Raw genomic sequence first — 18006 nt, forward strand, 5'->3', positions numbered from 1 at the left:
TAGGATATTGGCTTCGCGCATCTTGTTGTCCAAGTGTAGTTTTTAGCGAAACCATTTGATCATGCAACAAGATGCGCTTCCACCCTAATTTGATGATTTATTTGTAAATCATCAGGGGATTCTTCAGTGCCATGCCTTCGGCAATTAGATTACGTAATACCGCTAACAGCTCACTCACGCCATGGTCATCGAGCTGCGCCCATGGCTCATCGAGCAAGAGTAAATGCGGCTCACACACCAACTGTGCGGCAATCATCAAACGGTATTTTTGACCGAGGGAAAGGGTGCTGACTGAGGTGTCGAGCCGTAAAAACAGCCCGACGCGTCGCAGCGCTAACTGCACTTTAGGTAACATATTCTCGGCGGGGATGCCGAGATTCTCTAAGGCGAAGGCGACTTCGGCGCCCACTGTTTGCCTTAGTAGCTGGGTTTGCGGATCCTGCATCACTAAGCCAGTAACCAACTCGGGGTGACGCCAAATATCGCCCTCATGCGGGCGATTCTGTACGCCCGCCAGTAGATTTAATAGACTTGATTTACCCGAGCCCGTGGGCCCACTCACACAATGGCATTGGCCTGCGCCAATCGAGAGCTTAAGCTCCTGTAAAACCGGGGCTAGCTGGCTGCCATAGTTAAAGCTGACACCGTCGAGCTCGAGTAATTTCATCTTAAATCTGCCAGTTCACACCCACGAAGAACTGACGGCCAGCCTGAGGCAGGGCTTCACTCTGGTAGTAGTTCTCATCCAATAGGTTAGTGGCACGCAGATACACGTCTAACTTATCGGTGATCAGCGGCTGCACTAAGTTGATATCCACTAAGGTGTAATTATCCAACGATTGCTGTTGATACTGGTTTTGTCCGTTTACCTTCACCTGAGTCGCATAAACCTGATCGAGGATACGTTCCACATTGAGGTGGACTTGTGTCTCGAATGGGAATTCATAGCTCATTTGCCAGCGCAGTTGGTGACGAGGACGGTATTGCAGCGCATCTAAGGTATCGTCGCCTTCCATTTCTTTTGAATCTAAGTAGCTGTAGGAGAAGCTCAGATCCAAATGTTCAATCACATGGTTATTAATTTGAAAATCAATCCCTTTGAACTCATAGCGCCCCATATTTTGGTAGAAACCCGCAGTATCTTTGGCAATGTAGTTCTTCGCATCCGTGTAATAACCGTAGAGCGAGAAGTCGGTGCTGGCGGGTAAGTTTTGTTCTAGACCCAACTCAACATGCTTAGACTCTTCTGCTTCTAAATCACGGTTACCCGATGATTGCGAATACAAGTTCACCATGGAAGGGAAACGGACTTTACGCGCCACACTTAGGCTTAAACGTGAATCGGGTACCACTTGCCAGTAGCTAGATGCCATTGCCGAGTAATTATCATCCGTGCCATCAGAGGCATCGAGTGAATGGAAAGCTCCACCTAAGGTAACGCCATAGTTGTGCTCAGATTGATACTGATATTCGGCCGCAGCGGTATATAACCATGCGGAATCGTTTAGATTTTCAGCACCGCCGGAACCTGTTCCGCCACCACTACCAGTGCCACTGCCAGAACCTGTTCCGCCACCGCTACCAGTGCCACCACCAGAGCCTGTTCCACCACCGCTGCCAGTACCACCGCCGGAACCTGTTCCGCCACCGCTGCCAGTACCACCGCCAGAACCTGTTCCGCCACCGCTGCCAGTGCCACCGCCAGAACCTGTTCCGCCACCGCTACCAGAGCCGCTGCCGGAACCTGAACCAGTGCCCGAGTTATTCCCCGTACCACTACCAGTATTGCTGGAGTATGTGTCCACTACAGACTTCCAGCTCTGCTCTTCAGCAATCACAGAGGTGGTTAACAGCCCGGCCTTATGAAAATCAGTGATCAGCTGTAAATTGACCCCTTGAACCACGGAGCGACCGTCTTGAGTTTGCGTTAATGCCAAATAAGTTTCATCGGCATAAGCGGCTTCTAAGGTATCGCTTTGATTGTGATACCCAAAACCACGCAGGGTAAAAGTATCGTCGAACTGATGGGCTAAGCCGAGCTGGAAGGTATGTGAATCGTAATCGTCGGTGCGCTCATACTTAAGTTTGCCACTGCCAGTTCCATCACGGGCAGGTTTGCCCCATTCGCCATTACGCAGTGCCGCGTTGGCAATCAGTTGGGTCTTATCCGATAACCAGTAACTACCTTGGGCATAAACGTTGGTGACTTCTTTATCTGAGTTGGCACGCAGTTCACCGTCTTGATATTTGGTCGGCTCGAAATCGTTCGACATCGGGAAACCATCAGTCTGTTGACGGCTAACACTCACTAATCCCTGCCAATCATCACCCGAACCTGCGGCGCTGATGTCGCCATTAAAGGTATTGTCTTTACCCGCTTCTACACGTCCAGACAAGGCGGGCGCAGTACTGCCTTGCTTAGTAATAATATTGATCACCCCGCCGGCACCGCTTGGGCCGTACAGCACTGAAGTCGGGCCGACCGACACTTCAACCGAGGCAATTTGGCTGGTTGGGATCACGCTTGGGTCGAACTGCCCATCGTCGGCACTGCTCATGGGCACGCCGTTTACCAACAGAGTGACATGGCGGGTCTTAAAACCACGTATATCGACCCTAGGGGTGCCATCACCACCCACACGGATATAAACCCCGGGCACATTCTTCAGCACTTGGTCTAATGTCTGCGCACCCAAAGCACGGATTTCGGCCTCATTGATGCTCCAATGAGTGGTCGCCAATTGCTCCGCATCGGCGCCTTCGCCATGGACTACAATCACTTCATTCACATTTAGCAGGGGATCGCGGGCGATTTCATCGGCGTGAGCAGTTAAACTGAGCCCAATCGCTAACGCTAAGGACGACACTCTAAAAATCGTTTGTCTGGTAATCATATTATTGTTGTCATACAGGAAATTTAAGATGTGCCCCCTATTGTGGTCTTAGATAATTCCGTCTCAACCAAAAAAAAATTAAAAACCAACCCAGATCGACTAATTACGGCAAATGGAACACGCCTTTAGTCACAAAGAGACAAAATGTCCAACACTGGCAACGGTATCGACAAAAAGACCCATCTTGGTCACATTTTTTTGCGTCTTAAAATGAGACTATGGTAAAAGTCACACACTCATGGCTTGCTTCTTGACACTGACGGCCTCGGCCTTTAATTTGAGCGAAAGATTCTTATTTACACGCTCTAATCAACTTGGTGTAAATGACTTTAAAAAGAATGCATTAATCTAGTTCATATTCACCGCTGAGAACCGGAACTTCAGCCACTACCTTCATTCCGTTATCTTTGGAGTTTTACTTGCCTGCTCATGCCCTGTCTGAAGACCTTAAGTCTCTCATCGACAAACTCATTCAAATGAAACAGGTTCCAGCGTCGGAGCCGATAGTGCAGCTATCTTTAACGACTGTCTCTATTCCTTTGATTTCATGGTTGGCATCACAAACTCAATATCCACGCATCTACTGGCATGGGCGTGACAAAATTGAAGAAGTTACAGCTATAGGTGCTTGTAAAGACATAAAATTTGAAACTGGCGTCCAGGATAACGAGCTGGCCAGTGTTTACGAACGGCAACGTGTTTTATCTAGCAATCCAGACATTCGATACTATGGCGGTGTAGCCTTTGACCGCAGCATTGAATCTTGGCCTGAGTTTGGTAATAGCCGATTTGTACTACCCAGAATTGAGTTTAGACGCAGTGCAGATCAGTTTAGTTTGCGGGTAAATCTTAATTTTGCCGATAACAATCCTATCGATGAGATCGACCTTGCGATTGCCGCTATTGAAGCGGTTATGCCAGCACGCCCCTTGGCGCCACCCAATAAACTCACCCTAGAGAGCCGCCAAGATATTCCGGACTTTCCTCGTTGGAAAACCTTAGTCGAACAAGTCGTTGAGCCTGAATTTAATAAAGATACGCCCAAGGTCGTTCTCTCACGTTTGACAGAGCTTAAGGTTAACGAGCAAGTTGATCCTTGGATGGTATTAGCCTGCTGGCAAGGCCGTAACCCCAACAGCTTTCAATTTGGATTCCAATTTAGCCCTGAGCGTACTTATATCTCCTGCTCCCCAGAGCGCTTATTTCGTCGTCGTCGGCAACAATTGTTTACCGAGGCATTAGCGGGCACGACAGTTCGCGGATTAAATAAAGAAGAAGATGTGGCGCTAGCCAATGCGCTGCTGGAAGACAATAAAAATAGTGTTGAAAATCAGCTTGTTCGCCGTCACATAGTCAATATGCTCACGCCTTTGAGTCAATATGTCGGTGCAGAAGAAGCGGCCACAATCTTTAAGCTAAATCATATTCAGCATCTGCACCGCGCTATTCGTGCCGAGTTAAAGCCCGGCGTAAACGATTTTCAGCTGTTACAAGCACTGCATCCTACACCCGCGGTGGGAGGCCTCCCTAGAGAATCTGCAATGAAGTTCATTCGCCAGCGGGAAGGCTATATGCGAGGCTGGTACGCTGGCGCTTGCGGATATTTTAATCAAGATGAGAGTGAGTTTTCAGTCGCCATCCGCAGTGCATTGATTGAGCCAGGTAAAATTAATCTGTTTGCGGGTGCGGGCATTATTGCAGGTTCAGATCCCGAGGCTGAGTGGCAAGAGCTAGAGAATAAACTTGCAACGATAATGTCGATTCTGATTGAGCTATAAACATTTAACACTGATGCCAAAACATTAAAACCCCTTTGCTTTGGTCTCGGTGTAAAGCCTATCCTGCTCACCGGAGTCAATGATTTTTTTATGTTCAATATCAAAATGTTGCTTTAGCATTTGTCCTTTTTCGGTATTGGCAAAGGCAAAAAAAGTTTCTGCATTTAACACGCCTTGGATAATCACAAACGTTTGTGGTGCCCTCAGTTTAGGAATGAGCGCCTCCATATTCTTTTTGTAATCCAGTACGGCATCGATTCGTCCCGCATTTACACTATTGAGCATACTCAACATGTCGCTACTTTCTTCGTAAAACATCGGTATGGAGGTCAGCATATTGTAACGATAAGCCAGCATGGCTTGGACTCGCTTATGGGATAAACTCTCCATCCCTGCCCAAGTTGCTGCAATTTGAGGCGTTACTGCGGCATCAATTGAATCAAGCTCAACGGCATTTTCACTCAGTAGGCTATTTTTCACATCGCCTTTGTACACGCTGAGAACCATATCAACCCGTCCGCTTTCAATCAGATATAAGGTACGAGCAAAAGGCATAAACTGCACATCGACCTGCCATTCCGGTGATGGAAAGACACGCCTGAGGAGATCAAAGTAGTAACCCGTCTCATCAGGATTAGCAAAACCTTCCCAAGAGGCTGTGACAAGATGCACCACGACCGGCTTATTGGGAGTCGCGAAAGCACAGAAACTCAATAAGCTAACACACAAGGCGGCAAAAAATAATCTCATCGGTTTCTCCTAACATTTCTTAAAAGTGTAGGACAATTTCGATCCCTATGCCTTAGGTTTGCGCTGTATTCGCGGCTAAATTGCTTGAAATATAAACCGTAAGCTTGCATCTTCAAACATGGTCACTATAATGGCGGCCCGATTTCAGCACGCTGGAACGGGATAAAATAACAGCAGACGATTTAGCGGGTTCCCTCACCCCGCCCTACACAACTAAAAAGGCCACATATGTTAATGTTAACCCCTGCGCAGCTTCGCCGCGCACTCCTGCTATTAGTGGGATTTCACATACTGATTATTTGCCTAAGCAACTACTTGGTACAACTGCCGTTTCAATTGTTTGGTTATCACACCACTTGGGGCGCGTTTAGTTTTCCTTTTGTTTACCTTGCAACCGATCTAACGGTGCGCATTTTTGGACAAACACCCGCTCGAAGCATCATCCTCAAGGCCATGGTGCCCGCACTGATGATTTCCTATGTTATGGGAGTCGTATTCCATCAGGGTAGCTTCCAAGGGATGGACTCCTTAAGCCAATGGAACACCTTTGTGTTTCGTATTGCGTTTGCCAGCTTTGCGGCTTATTTGATTGGTCAGCTGATGGATATCACTGTATTCGCCCGTCTGCGCCAGAGCCGTTCATGGTGGGTCGCGCCTGCGGCATCGACGATTGTTGGTAATTTAGTCGATACCTTAGTGTTCTTCAGCATCGCTTTTTATGCTTCAACAGACAGCTTTATGGCCGCCAACTGGCCTGAAATTGCCACTGTCGATTACAGCTTTAAATTGCTTGTTAGCCTAGGGCTATTCTTACCCGCCTACGGTGTGCTACTGAAAGTGTTACAAGACAAGATATTGCAAACCAGCCCACAAAAATCATTTTCCTGATTAACTCAACTGGCCAGACCTGTTATAATTTGAACAGTTTTTATTCGGCCCCAATGCGTTTGATACGCTATTGGGGCTGATTTTTGTGAGAGAAAATTATGTATTCAATTGAAATCAAAGCAATCACAACTCTGACTCCCGAGTTAGCCATACAACTCATCGAACTAAGTAAGCAAATTCCTGAGCTCGACCGTCCATTGACGCCAGACACCTTAACGGCACGGCTTTCAGGCAAGACTTGCTTGGTTCTCCTAGCCTATGTGGAAGGCGAACTGGCGGGGTTCAAGCTGGGATATGAACAGGAAAAAGGGATTTTTTACAGTTGGTTAGGTGGCGTTGCGACAGACTTTAGACGTTTAGGATTAGCACAAAGCCTACTGGAATACCAAGAGAAATGGGCCAGCCTCCAAGGCTATAACCATATCCAGGTTAAAACCATGAATCGTTTCCCTGCAATGCTCAATCTGTTGATTAGAAACCAATATTTAATTACCGAGCTAAATGCCGATCCTCAGAGTTTGATCAACCATAAATTACATTTAAGCAAGTCTATTGTGGCGGCATAAACATACCATAGATAAAAATATGCATTTTTTGCAATAAATAGCTTGCAAACACAATTGAGAATGATTATCGTTAACTTGCGTTCCAAAACTCATCTTTAACACCGATGACTGGTAATCTGACGTTGTTAAAGTGCTCCTGAGTTTGCAAGCACGACATTGCTCACACACTCTTTTGTGGCCGGATTCATCATCCGGCTTTTTTTTGCTTGTTATTCAATAAATAAAGCTCTTCTAACCTTATACTTAACTCGCGCAGAATTTAGATTTCAGCATTATGTCCCGAAAAATGTAAGCCATCGTAAAGGTTGTTTTGTTGATCTTCCTTAGCCTCGTGATACAAGCCAATGGTGAAGATTGAGCCTTTACCTAATACAGAGCTCACCTCTATGGTGCCACCGATGCGCTTAATAATACCGTAGCTGAGCGACAGCCCAAGACCAGTGCCATCTTTACGCGTGGTATAGAAAGGATCAAAAATCCGCCCCAATTGCTCAGGCTCAATCCCAGACCCTTCGTCTTCAACCTCGATTTTGACGCCAATCGGCATATCTTGCTGCACCCAATCATAAGTGCGAACCCAAATGCGTCCCTTACCATCCATCGCATGGGCTGCGTTCACCACAAGGTTAATCAGTACTTGCAGTAACTGCGGGCGATTGACCTGAACAGGGCAACTGGCGTTCAGTTCCGTTATCAGCACAACTTCTTGCTTTTGAATTGAATGCCGCACTAATACCAGCATTTCCTCAATGATCGGCGTGATAGGATGCATCTCTAAGGGAGCGTTAAACTCTCCCGGGCGACTATATTGCAGTAGGCTACGGATAATAGTGCTTATACGACCAACCTGCTGAATAACTAGATCAATTTCTTCTTTTACGACGTCGGCATTATCACCCAGCTCATAGCGCAGTAACTCCATATTGCCGAGGATAACAGCGGTCGGATTATTGATTTCGTGTGCAATACCAGCGGTTAACTCTCCTAGAGCGGTCAACTTTTCATTGGTCACTAACTGCTGGCGTGTCTCATTGAGTAGAGCGACGTTACGCTGTAGCTCTAAGGTCTTATCTTGCAGGCTACGAGTACGCTCTTCGACCTTCATTTCGAGCTGTTCGGCAGCGGCCTGAATTTGCGCGTTGCGCCGCTGCAATAGGTCGAGCATACGGTCGAACTGCTCGGCAAGATTCGACAACTCGTTATCCCTATCTAACCCCAAGGCACCAATACGCACATTGCGCCCAGACTGCACGGCTTGCACCACATGGTGAATCCGCTCAATCGGCTGCAATAAACTGTAGGCACCGCGGTAAACCAGCAATCCAGAAATAAGCAGCACTAACATCAGAATGGTACCTAACTCAATGATATTAAGCAGGTAGTTATGAATAAAAGGTGACTCCGAAAAACCGGTGTAAATCATCCCAATTCGTTGTCCACGGACATCTTCTAACGGCGCATAGGCAGAAATAAACCAATCATTGTACACAAACGCCCTATCGACCCATAACTCTCCGTGATTTAACACTTTTTCTCGCACTTCCTCCGAGACCAAACTCCCCAGTGCACGCCCTTGGGATTCATTCGGCTGTGGAAAAAAATGCAAAGGAACGTTAGTCGATACCCGAATATTATCGAGAAAAATCGTCACAGTACCAATTGAACGTTCGGGCAAGGTGCCCTTGTCGTAGACAAGATCGCGGATATGATCAACGATGCGGGTGTCACGGTTAAATAACACCCCGCCGTCGAGATACCATGCCACTTTGCCTTCAGTATCGGGGATCGGCAACAAGCTACGGCTGAGTAAACCACGGTCCTCTACTTGCTTATTGGGACTTTGTGCCCGCAAGGTCGCTAACAGTGGAATACTCGCTCTTTGCGCTAAATCAGGGTCAATCCGCGCCAAACGTTCACGAGATAACACCATCAGTCCCGAATAAGGCAACATTCCACCCATTTTCGGTAAAATCTGTCGTAAGTCAGGATCAGCCGCCGCTTCAGCGACACTGACCAGCCGCAAAAAGTCTAAATCGAGTTGCTGCTTTTGCTCATCAAGAAAACTATCTATGCTCGTCCTATGATCTAATGCACCACTGAGGATCGGCCTAAAATCATTCTGGAATGTCCATGACGTCATTACCCTTTCTAGCTGTTTTTCTTGGCGAACTTGTACCTGTTGTAGCGTGTTTTCAGCCACAGCCAAATCGGCTTTGACCTTCATAAACAGTTGCTTACCCGTATAACTGATATTCCAGTAAATCGTGATAAACACTAGACTCACTAACGTGAGCAAAATCGGCAATAAGGTCAGGATCAAAATGCGATAACGCACTTTGGCCTGCATTTGTTGCCAACTAACCCCAAAAAAGTGAGTAAAAAAAGACACTTAAAACTCCTGCTCGTCGCTAACGCCAAACCACTCTTTATATTTGCGATCTAAGGTCTTACGGGAAACCCCTAAGTCCCGAGCCGCAGCAGATTTATTGCCAGAATGCAGATCCACCACACTCGTCACATGATGTTTTTCCACTTCTTTTAATGGCCAATCCAAAGGATACCCCTGCAAAGCAGACGATTCAGTTTTCACCTGCTGTTTCCAGTATTCCGCCGGTGGTTTACCAAGCAGAATACAACGCTCAATCATATTGCGCAGTTCACGGATATTACCCGGCCATTCATGTTGTTGCAGTTTCACCATATCCTCATGGCTCCACACCACTTCACGCACGCCCAACTCTGCAGCCAATTGACGGGTAAAATGGTGGGTCAATTCGACCACATCCTCCGGACGCTCACGCAGTGGCGGAATAAAAATATCCAGCACATTCAATCGATAATAGAGATCGCGACGGAAGTTCCCCGCTTCGACTTCATCCATCAGAGTGCGGTTAGTTGCCGCAATCACCCGGACATCAATATTGACTTCCTTCTCACTGCCCACCGGGCGAATCGCCTTCTGCTCCAGCACCCTTAACAACGCTGTTTGCATTTTGAGCGGCATCTCGCCAATTTCATCGAGGAAAATCGTACCGCCGGAGGCAAAACTAAATAGGCCTTCACGGTTACCTTTAGCACCAGTAAACGCGCCAGCCGTATGACCAAAGAGTTCACTCTCAAGCAGTTCGGGGGCTATCGAGCCACAGTTAACTGGCACGAAGGGCCCTTGGCGACCGCTGAGTAAATGTAATTGGCGCGCAACTAACTCTTTACCCGTGCCCGATTCGCCTTGAATTAACACCACGGCATTGGTCGGTGCCACGCGCTCAATCACTTGCTTCACCGACTTCATGGCGTCACTACTCCCTATGATGGTAGAGGAATAGCCGATAGAGACTTCGCGACGCAACATTAAGTTTTCACGGCGCAGCAAACGGCGTTCAATACAACGGTCAACCGCCGACATCATCTGCTCGAGGTGGAACGGCTTCATAATGAAATCTGAGGCACCTGCTCGCAGCGCTTTAATCGCCACCTCTAAATCCGCATAGCCGGTCATAAAGATTACATCGGAACGTCGACCTTGCTCGTCTAAGGCTTCGTGCCACTCGATACCCGAGCGACCGGGTAAGCGGATATCGACAATCAGCAAGTCGAAATGGCAGCGACTACGTAACTGCTCAGCATCTTCAATACTGCCCGCGGTTTCAACTAAGGCGAATTTCTTCGAAAGTGCCTTATTCAAAAAGCTACGCATCCCCGGCTCGTCATCGACGATCAGGACTGAAACAGCGGAAGGAAGGGGCTTGAGGTTATTATCTATCTGGCTCATAGTGCTCACTTCTGGACATTTTGACTCAATTGCGACCAATTCTAGCATTGAAACTAGACAAATAGGTCACTATGAACCATAAGAAGCATGCGCTGAGACAATTTGTCTGCAAACTATTTGCTGAGCCTGAGATCGAAGTCACAATTTAGATCAAGCTGTGAACGTAAATGCGTCATTATTGGTTTGGCATCCTATTTGCTTTCAATCGAACGCATTACAATTTACGGAACCTCCCACTCAGTAGGCAATTGAGTCGGAACCCTATTTTTCGCCAAGGAGTATCCATGCTAAACGTGAAATCTCATATGAAGTCATTACTGGGCCTGGTTGTTGCAGCCAGCATGCTCACTGTGTTACCCGCTCAATCGGCTGAAGTGATCAAGTTAGCCACCACCACCAGTACTGAAAACTCAGGTCTGTTAAAAGAATTACTGCCTAAGTTTGAAAGTGAATCAGGCTACAAAGTACAAGTTATCGCAACGGGTACCGGTAAAGCCCTGAAACTGGGCGAGCAAGGCGATGTGGATTTAGTCATGACCCACGCCCCAAGTGCTGAAGCAAAATTTGTTGCCGACGGTTTTGGTGTTGAGCCACGTGGCATTATGGAAAACGATTTCGTGGTGTTAGGTCCTAAAAACGACCCTGCAAAACTACGTGAAAGCAAAACTGCCGAAGAAGCCTTCGCTAAAATCGCGAAATCTGGCTTACCTTTCGTCTCTCGTGGTGATAACTCTGGCACCCACATCAAAGAGTTAGAAGTATGGAAAGCCGCAGGCGTGACTCCTGACTTCAAAGGTTACACTTCAGTCGGTCAAGGCATGGGTAAAACCCTGCTGATGGCAAACGAATTACAAGGTTATACGCTGTCTGACCGTGGTACTTTCGTGGCGTACAAAACTAAGCTGGACTTAGGCGTGGATTTCGATGGCGGTAAAACCCTAGCGAACCCATACCAAGTGATTCTGATCAACCCAGCTAAATACCCAGATCTGAACCACAAAGGCGCCAAAGCCTTCAGTGACTGGCTGATCAGCAAAGAAGGTCAAGCCATGATCAACAACTTCAAAGTTGAAGGCGAGCAACTGTTCAAGGCAACCTATAGCGAATGAGCGAAGGCTGGCTAGCACTGTTACAGCAGGCGTTAAGCCTGCTGTTTTCATTGGACCCCGACGTTTGGTCCATCATCTCTGTCTCGTTTTCGGTTTCTTTCGCGGCGCTGCTCATCACCTTAGTCCCCTCTATGGTGCTCGGTTTTGTGTTGGCGTTTGCCCATTTCCCCGGAAAGTGGTTTGTCACTAACTTAGTACAAACATTGCAATCGATCCCTACGGTCGTTATCGGCCTGCTGGTGTATCTCATCTTGACCCGCAACGGCCCGCTTGGGGATTTAAAGTGGTTGTTCACTCAAGAGGGGATGATCCTCGGCCAAATGATGATTTGTGCCCCCGTGATGATTGCCATGAGTCAAGCGGCCTTCACCAGTGTCGATCGCCGGGCATGGGAAACCTCACGTACCTTAGGTGCCTCTTGGTTTAGCGCGGTCTGGACAGTGTGCCGTGAACTGCGTATGCCATTATTGCTGGCGATTGTCGCAGCCTTTAGCCGTATTCTCACCGAAGTCGGCTGCTCTATGATGGTCGGCGGCAACATCTTAAACGTAACACGTAATATCCCGACGGCTATCGCACTGGAAACCAGTAAAGGCGATTTCGCCCAAGCTATCGCCCTCGGGTTAGTGCTGCTAATCTTGGCCTTGATCCTCAACTTTGCCTTAGGTAGTTTACGCGGCAAAGAAACGCCAAGGAGCCATTAACTTATGACCCAAGCCAAACTGATCGCCCGCGACTTGGAAATGTCCTTTGGCCCGCGCTTATTATTCAAAGCCCATAGCCTCGAGTTATGCCAAGGGAACGTTATTTATTTGCAGGGTGACAACGGCTCGGGCAAGTCGACCCTAATGAAGATCCTCGCGGGTCTACAGACGCCATCTCAGGGTAACATTGAGTTGAGCGGCTTTAAAAAAGATGGATGGTGGAAACGTAACCCTTTGCTTGGAAAGGCCATTTATCTCCACCAGCACCCCTATCTATTCGATGGCACAGTCAATTACAATCTGACTTACGGTTTACCTTTTGCTGCCTCAAAAACCGAAGCCAAACGTAGAATTGGTCAAGCAATTGAGATGGCTCAACTAGGCTCGCTATTGCAAGCCAGAGCCAGCAATTTATCCGGCGGCGAAAGACAACGCCTCGCTATCGCCCGCGCTTGGATATTGCAGCCAAAGTTACTGATGCTCGATGAGCCGACCTCCAATATGGATAAGGACTCCCAAGCCTTAGTGCTGCAAATGATCCAACAGCTCAAACAGCAAGGGACGGGAATGCTGCTAAGCAGCCACCAAAACTGTGCGCTCACCGCCATTTGCGAGCAGCAGTGGCACATTGCTGACCAACAGGTGATAACCTCCCATCAGCAAACGCACACAAACTCCACACAGGGATCTTTATATGTCGTTGCAAATTGATGCGGTTATTCTTGCCGGTGGTATGGCACGCCGTATGGGCGGGGACGATAAAGGCCTCGTCGAGCTAAACGGCAAGGCCATGATAGAACACACTATCGAACGGATAAAACCTCAGGTTAAGGAGATCCTGATCAACGCAAATCGTAACCAAACACGCTATGCTGAGTTCGGTTTTACGGTGTTGAGTGATGAGCATACTGGGTTTCTCGGCCCCTTGGCGGGCATGATCACCGCTATGGGTCACACTCAAGCAGACTATCTGCTCGTGGTGCCCTGCGATTGTCCACTGCTGCCGCGGGATTTAGTCGCCCGCTTATTAACCGCCATTGAGGCAAACGATGCTGAACTTGCCGTGGCCAGCGATGGGGAACGTGAGCAGCCGGTGGTGATGTTATTAAAGCCGAGCCTGCGCGAGTCGATGACCGCCTTTCTCGAAGCGGGTGAGCGTAAAATTGATTTTTGGTATGCCAAACATCGCTTTGCCGTGGCGGCCTTTGCCGATCAACCCAATGCCTTCGTCAATGTGAACACGCCAGAACAAAAACAACGACTGGCAGCAGAGATAAACCAAAGCTAAGGCTTCAAATTTCCTAGATTAGAGGTGCAAATGAGTACTCCCTTCGTCAATCCGCTATCTATTCCCGTTCTCGGATTTTGTGCCTATAGCGGCACGGGGAAAACCACCCTACTCAAGCAATTGATCCCCGAATTAAATCAGCGCGGCCTGCGTCTGGCGGTGATCAAACATGCTCACCACAATTTCGATGTCGATATTCCCGGTAAAGATAGCTACGAGATGCGCAAAGCCGGCGCGCGGCAAATGCTAGTCGCCTCCCATGTGCGTTGGGCGCTAATGACCGAAGATGCCCGCGATGGCGACCCAGAGTTAGTCCACCTACTCAAGCAAATTGAAGCCGATAAAGTCGATATCGTCTTAGTCGAAGGCTTTAAAAAACTCACATTACCGAAAATTGAGCTGCACCGCGCCGCCCACGGTAAGCCGTTTATCTATACCCAAGACGACAACATTCTCGCCATCGCTTGCTGTGATGACACAGAACTGCCGAGTGAGCTAAGAAGACTCGACCTTAACAATGTCGCGCAAATTGCTGACTTTGTTATGGAATACGCCAATAGCTGGCAAGCACCCAACCCCGCATTACCGATCGCGACTGTCGATGCCTGCACCTTGGGCAGCGATAAAAACCTCAGCGTGAGCCAAGGCTTGGCGCAGATTTTATCCCATGTCGTCCCCGTGACTGAGGTGGAAGACATAGGTTTAGATGCATTAGATAACCGCGTGCTCGCCCGCGACAGCATTTCGCCCGTGGATGTCCCGCAGCAAACCAACTCGGCGATGGATGGTTATGCCTTCGCCTATCAAGATCCGCTGCCAGCGAGCTTCAACTTAGTCGGTGAAGTATTAGCCGGACATCAATATTCGGGCACACTCAAAGCGGGTGAAACCGTGCGCATTATGACGGGCGCGCCCGTACCCGCAGGCGCAGATACAGTTCAACCTCGAGAGCTGGCTAACGAGGCTAATGCCAAGGTCAGTTTCGATGGCCGCATTCAACAGGGCCAACACGTTCGCCTTGCAGGTGAAGACATAGGCCAAGGCCAAGTTGCCCTCACCCAAGCCACACGCCTAAGCGCCGCCGAACAGGGCTTATTAGCCTCCCTCGGCCTTGACCGAGTAACGGTTTATCGTCGCCCGACCGTGGCCGTGTTCTCAACAGGTGATGAAGTCAGCCAACCCGGCGAAGCACTAAATCCAAACTGTATCTATGACTCGAACCGTTACACCATCAAGGCAATGGCAAAACGTTTAGGTTGTGACGTCATTGACTTAGGTATTATTGAAGATTCCGAAAGCGCACTCGAAGCGACCTTAACCAAAGCCGCGGCGCAGGCCGATGTGGTGATCAGCTCAGGCGGTGTTTCCGTTGGCGACGCCGACTACATCAAGGCAGTGCTGACACGCCTTGGCAATATCGACTTCTGGCGGATCAATATGCGCCCCGGTCGCCCACTCGCCTTTGGTAAGGTCGGCGATAGTCTATTCTTCGGCTTACCCGGCAATCCGGTGGCTGTGATGGTGTCGTTCCTGCAATTTGTGCAACCTGCGCTGCGTAAACTCGGCGGTGAAACAAACTGGCAGGCGCCGTTATTCCCGGCGATTACCGATGAAACCCTGCGTAGCCGCACGGGCCGCACTGAGTTTATCCGCGGAATTTATCGCCTCGGTAATGATGGCAGGCTGCACGTCACCAGCACAGGTAACCAAGGTTCGGGCATGCTCAGCTCTATGGTCAAAGGCAATTGCCTTATCATCATTGGAGATGATGCTGAAGCGGTGAATGCGGGTGAAACCGTGTTTATTCAGCCTTTTGCCGATCTTCTATAAGAGCCACTGAGTCCCTATGAGCCAACTCGTGGATGCCTTTGGCCGTCAGGTCGAATATTTACGACTCTCAGTGACAGATCGCTGCGACTTCCGTTGTGTCTACTGCATGACCGAAGATCCCTGCTTCTTGCCCAAGGACCATGTACTGCACCTCGAAGAGTTGGCTTGGATTGCCCAAGCCTTTACTGAACTGGGGGTGACCAAAATTCGCCTCACTGGCGGCGAACCGCTAGTGCGTAGCGATTGTGATCAACTGGTGCACTTACTGGGCAAGCTTCCAGGGCTCAAAGATTTATCGATGACCACCAACGGTTCTAGGCTCAGTAAGTTTGCCAAACCTATGTTTGATGCGGGTCTTAAGCGTTTAAACATCAGCCTAGATACCCTTAACCCCGAACTCTTTACCCAACTGACACGCAACGGCAAATTAGTACGCGTTATCGAAGGCATTGATGCGGCCATTGCCGCAGGCTTTACGCGCATAAAAATCAATGCCGTGATCCTCAAACAGCAAAACGATCATGAAGTCATCGATCTGGTTAACTTTTGCCGCGACCGCAAGCTCGATATCGCCTTTATTGAAGAAATGCCGCTGGGTGAAATGGATGAACGCAAACGCATGCGCCATTGCAGCAGTGATGAAGTTAAGGCCATGATTAGCGAGCATTATCCACTACAACTCTCCAATAAACGCACAGGCGGACCCGCGCGTTACTACAAGATGGTCGATAGTCCAATTCACATCGGCTTTATCTCACCCCATAGCCACAACTTTTGCCACGAATGTAATCGGGTGCGCGTGACCGTAGAGGGGCAGCTATTGCTCTGTCTGGGTAATGAGCACTCCGTTGATTTAAAAAGCATTATAAGAGAGTTCCCCGGCGATATTGAACGGCTAAAAACTGCCATTCTCCAAGGCATTAAGCGCAAACCTCAGCGGCATGTATTCGATAATAACGAAGTACAAATTCTGCGTTTTATGAACGCCACCGGCGGTTAACCTCCTCACCTCAGGGCTAGCATCTCAATTTTGCCGTGATACACTCATGGCATTAGTCCTATTTTTTGTGTCACTCTTCCTATGGCGCTTACTCGTAAACAGTGGAATAACATCATTATTCTTGCCTGCGTGTTTATCATTAGCGTGCTCACGTTTATGGATAAGAAAACCCAAAATGTGCCCAGTGATGCGCAACGGCTATTTGATGATAATGCCCCGCTGGCTCAGTTGCAGTTGGATGGTATTTGGCTGCACAAACAAACTTCAAGCTGGGAATGCGATCCACAAGTACTCAACTGTGAGCAATGGGCAAAGGCTTGGCAAGGCTTAAGGGTCTCGCCCTTGAATGACGCGCCACAACCCACTGGCAAACCTCAGGAACTGGTGATCCAAATTACCGATATTCGCCAATCACAGCGCTGGATTTATTTCCCCGATGAAGGCGTCCTTAAATCTCCCGCGAGCAACTGGTACTTAGTGCCCCCCAGCCTAAGGGCCGATTTACAACCGATCCTCGATGCCAAATCCACCAGCTAATCTATTACCTAAAAGAACTCAATCATGCCGGAATTACCAGAAGTCGAAGTCACCCGTCAGGGCATAGCCCCATATCTTGTCGAACAAACCGTGGTTGACCTAGTAGTCCGTAACGCCTCACTGCGTTGGCCCGTTCCCGAACTTGCCAAACAGATCATCGGCCAAACCATACGCCAAGTGCGCCGCCGCGCTAAATATCTGTTAATCGATACCGATGCCGGCACCAGCATAGTGCATTTGGGGATGTCGGGCAGCCTAAGGATCCTGCCCCATGACACGCCAGTGGAGAAGCACGACCATATCGATCTTGTCCTCGCCAATGGCCGTATTCTGCGCTTTAACGATCCGAGACGTTTCGGCGCCTGGTTATGGTGCCAATTGCCAGAGGAAGCCCATCCACTGCTAGAAAAACTCGGGCCAGAACCTCTGACCGATGCCTTTAACGTCAATCAATTAGCTGCCGCGCTGGCGGGCAAGAAAAAGGCCATCAAACTCTGCCTGATGGATAACCATATTGTGGTGGGTGTGGGAAATATTTACGCCAACGAAGCCCTGTTTGCCGCCGGAATACACCCCGAGGCGGAAGCGGGCAAGATAGATATTGAACGCTTAACGGTACTGGTTGTCGAGGTCAAACAAATCCTCGCCCACGCCATCAAGCAGGGTGGCACTACGCTTAAGGACTTCACCAATGCCGAGGGTAAACCCGGCTATTTCGCCCAAAAGCTGCATGTTTACGGCCGCGGCGGCGAAACCTGCACTCAGTGCGGCAATCTACTCAGCGAAATCCGCCTTGGTCAGCGCACCACAGTGTTTTGCGGCATCTGCCAGACGCGTTAATCTCGCTCATAAAAATGCCTGCTATTGCAGGCATTTTTAGCTTCTTCGAT

15 protein-coding genes and 1 pseudogene are annotated in these 18006 nt (G+C 48.9%); 11 read left to right on the forward strand and 5 right to left on the reverse strand.

Features of this window, described 5'->3' with window-relative positions:
- Positions 1-124: 124 nt before the first annotated feature.
- Both AEA42_RS15295 and AEA42_RS15300 read right to left on the reverse strand, forming a co-directional pair.
- Positions 125-667: pseudogene (locus tag AEA42_RS15295) on the reverse strand (ABC transporter ATP-binding protein); the annotation flags it as partial.
- 1 nt (position 668) lies between these two features.
- A complete protein-coding gene (locus tag AEA42_RS15300) occupies positions 669-2894 on the reverse strand; it encodes a TonB-dependent receptor plug domain-containing protein (protein WP_055648178.1) in 2226 nt (741 codons plus the stop codon).
- Between the two features lie 419 nt (positions 2895-3313).
- On the opposite strand from AEA42_RS15300, the gene AEA42_RS15305 reads away from it, so the two are divergent.
- Positions 3314-4672: an isochorismate synthase gene (locus tag AEA42_RS15305; RefSeq protein ID WP_055648179.1), complete on the forward strand. Its 1359-nt coding sequence runs from the start codon at positions 3314-3316 to the stop codon at positions 4670-4672.
- A 24-nt stretch (positions 4673-4696) separates the two neighbouring features.
- Here the strand turns inward: AEA42_RS15305 and AEA42_RS15310 are convergent, their stop codons facing one another.
- On the reverse strand, positions 4697-5422 hold the full coding sequence (locus AEA42_RS15310; protein ID WP_055648180.1) for a transporter substrate-binding domain-containing protein: 726 nt from the start codon (positions 5420-5422) through the stop codon (positions 4697-4699).
- A gap of 228 nt (positions 5423-5650) precedes the next feature.
- Here AEA42_RS15310 and AEA42_RS15315 point away from each other — a divergent pair, with 228 nt between their 5' ends.
- A complete protein-coding gene (locus AEA42_RS15315) occupies positions 5651-6310 on the forward strand; it encodes a 7-cyano-7-deazaguanine/7-aminomethyl-7-deazaguanine transporter (RefSeq protein ID WP_037423985.1) in 660 nt (219 codons plus the stop codon).
- A gap of 98 nt (positions 6311-6408) precedes the next feature.
- Positions 6409-6876, forward strand: a complete 468-nt coding sequence (locus tag AEA42_RS15320; protein WP_055648181.1) for a GNAT family N-acetyltransferase — start codon at positions 6409-6411, stop codon at positions 6874-6876.
- Between the two features lie 259 nt (positions 6877-7135).
- Here the strand turns inward: AEA42_RS15320 and AEA42_RS15325 are convergent, their stop codons facing one another.
- Both AEA42_RS15325 and AEA42_RS15330 read right to left on the reverse strand, forming a co-directional pair.
- Positions 7136-9265, reverse strand: a complete 2130-nt coding sequence (locus tag AEA42_RS15325; protein ID WP_037423992.1) for a cache domain-containing protein — start codon at positions 9263-9265, stop codon at positions 7136-7138.
- Entirely contained in the window at positions 9266-10648 is a 1383-nt protein-coding gene (locus tag AEA42_RS15330) for a sigma-54 dependent transcriptional regulator (RefSeq protein ID WP_055648207.1), read from the reverse strand. It lies immediately after the preceding gene.
- A gap of 284 nt (positions 10649-10932) precedes the next feature.
- Here AEA42_RS15330 and AEA42_RS15335 point away from each other — a divergent pair, with 284 nt between their 5' ends.
- From AEA42_RS15335 to mutM, 8 genes are all read left to right on the forward strand, one after another.
- On the forward strand, positions 10933-11757 hold the full coding sequence (locus tag AEA42_RS15335) for a substrate-binding domain-containing protein (protein ID WP_011624595.1): 825 nt from the start codon (positions 10933-10935) through the stop codon (positions 11755-11757).
- Positions 11754-12461: an ABC transporter permease gene (locus AEA42_RS15340; protein ID WP_011624596.1), complete on the forward strand. Its 708-nt coding sequence runs from the start codon at positions 11754-11756 to the stop codon at positions 12459-12461. The genes AEA42_RS15335 and AEA42_RS15340 overlap by 4 nt, the downstream gene beginning before the upstream one ends.
- Before the next feature lie 3 nt (positions 12462-12464).
- Positions 12465-13172 (forward strand): energy-coupling factor ABC transporter ATP-binding protein, encoded by a 708-nt coding sequence (locus AEA42_RS15345; protein ID WP_037428334.1) that lies wholly within the window; start codon positions 12465-12467, stop codon positions 13170-13172.
- A complete protein-coding gene (mobA, locus tag AEA42_RS15350; RefSeq protein ID WP_037428332.1) occupies positions 13156-13749 on the forward strand; it encodes a molybdenum cofactor guanylyltransferase MobA in 594 nt (197 codons plus the stop codon). The genes AEA42_RS15345 and mobA overlap by 17 nt, the downstream gene beginning before the upstream one ends.
- A gap of 30 nt (positions 13750-13779) precedes the next feature.
- The gene (locus AEA42_RS15355; protein WP_055648182.1) at positions 13780-15579 is read left to right on the forward strand and encodes a bifunctional molybdopterin-guanine dinucleotide biosynthesis adaptor protein MobB/molybdopterin molybdotransferase MoeA; all 1800 of its coding nucleotides are present in this window, start codon (positions 13780-13782) and stop codon (positions 15577-15579) included.
- A gap of 16 nt (positions 15580-15595) precedes the next feature.
- Complete coding sequence (moaA, locus tag AEA42_RS15360; RefSeq protein WP_055648183.1) at positions 15596-16579, forward strand: GTP 3',8-cyclase MoaA; 984 nt, start codon at positions 15596-15598, stop codon at positions 16577-16579.
- 81 nt (positions 16580-16660) lie between these two features.
- Positions 16661-17116, forward strand: a complete 456-nt coding sequence (locus AEA42_RS15365; protein ID WP_055648184.1) for a hypothetical protein — start codon at positions 16661-16663, stop codon at positions 17114-17116.
- A 24-nt stretch (positions 17117-17140) separates the two neighbouring features.
- Complete coding sequence (mutM, locus tag AEA42_RS15370) at positions 17141-17956, forward strand: bifunctional DNA-formamidopyrimidine glycosylase/DNA-(apurinic or apyrimidinic site) lyase (protein ID WP_055648185.1); 816 nt, start codon at positions 17141-17143, stop codon at positions 17954-17956.
- The last annotated feature ends 50 nt before the right edge of the window (positions 17957-18006 follow it).

The sequence above is a fragment of the Shewanella sp. Sh95 genome (assembly GCF_001308045.1).
Lineage (GTDB): Bacteria > Pseudomonadota > Gammaproteobacteria > Enterobacterales > Shewanellaceae > Shewanella > Shewanella xiamenensis.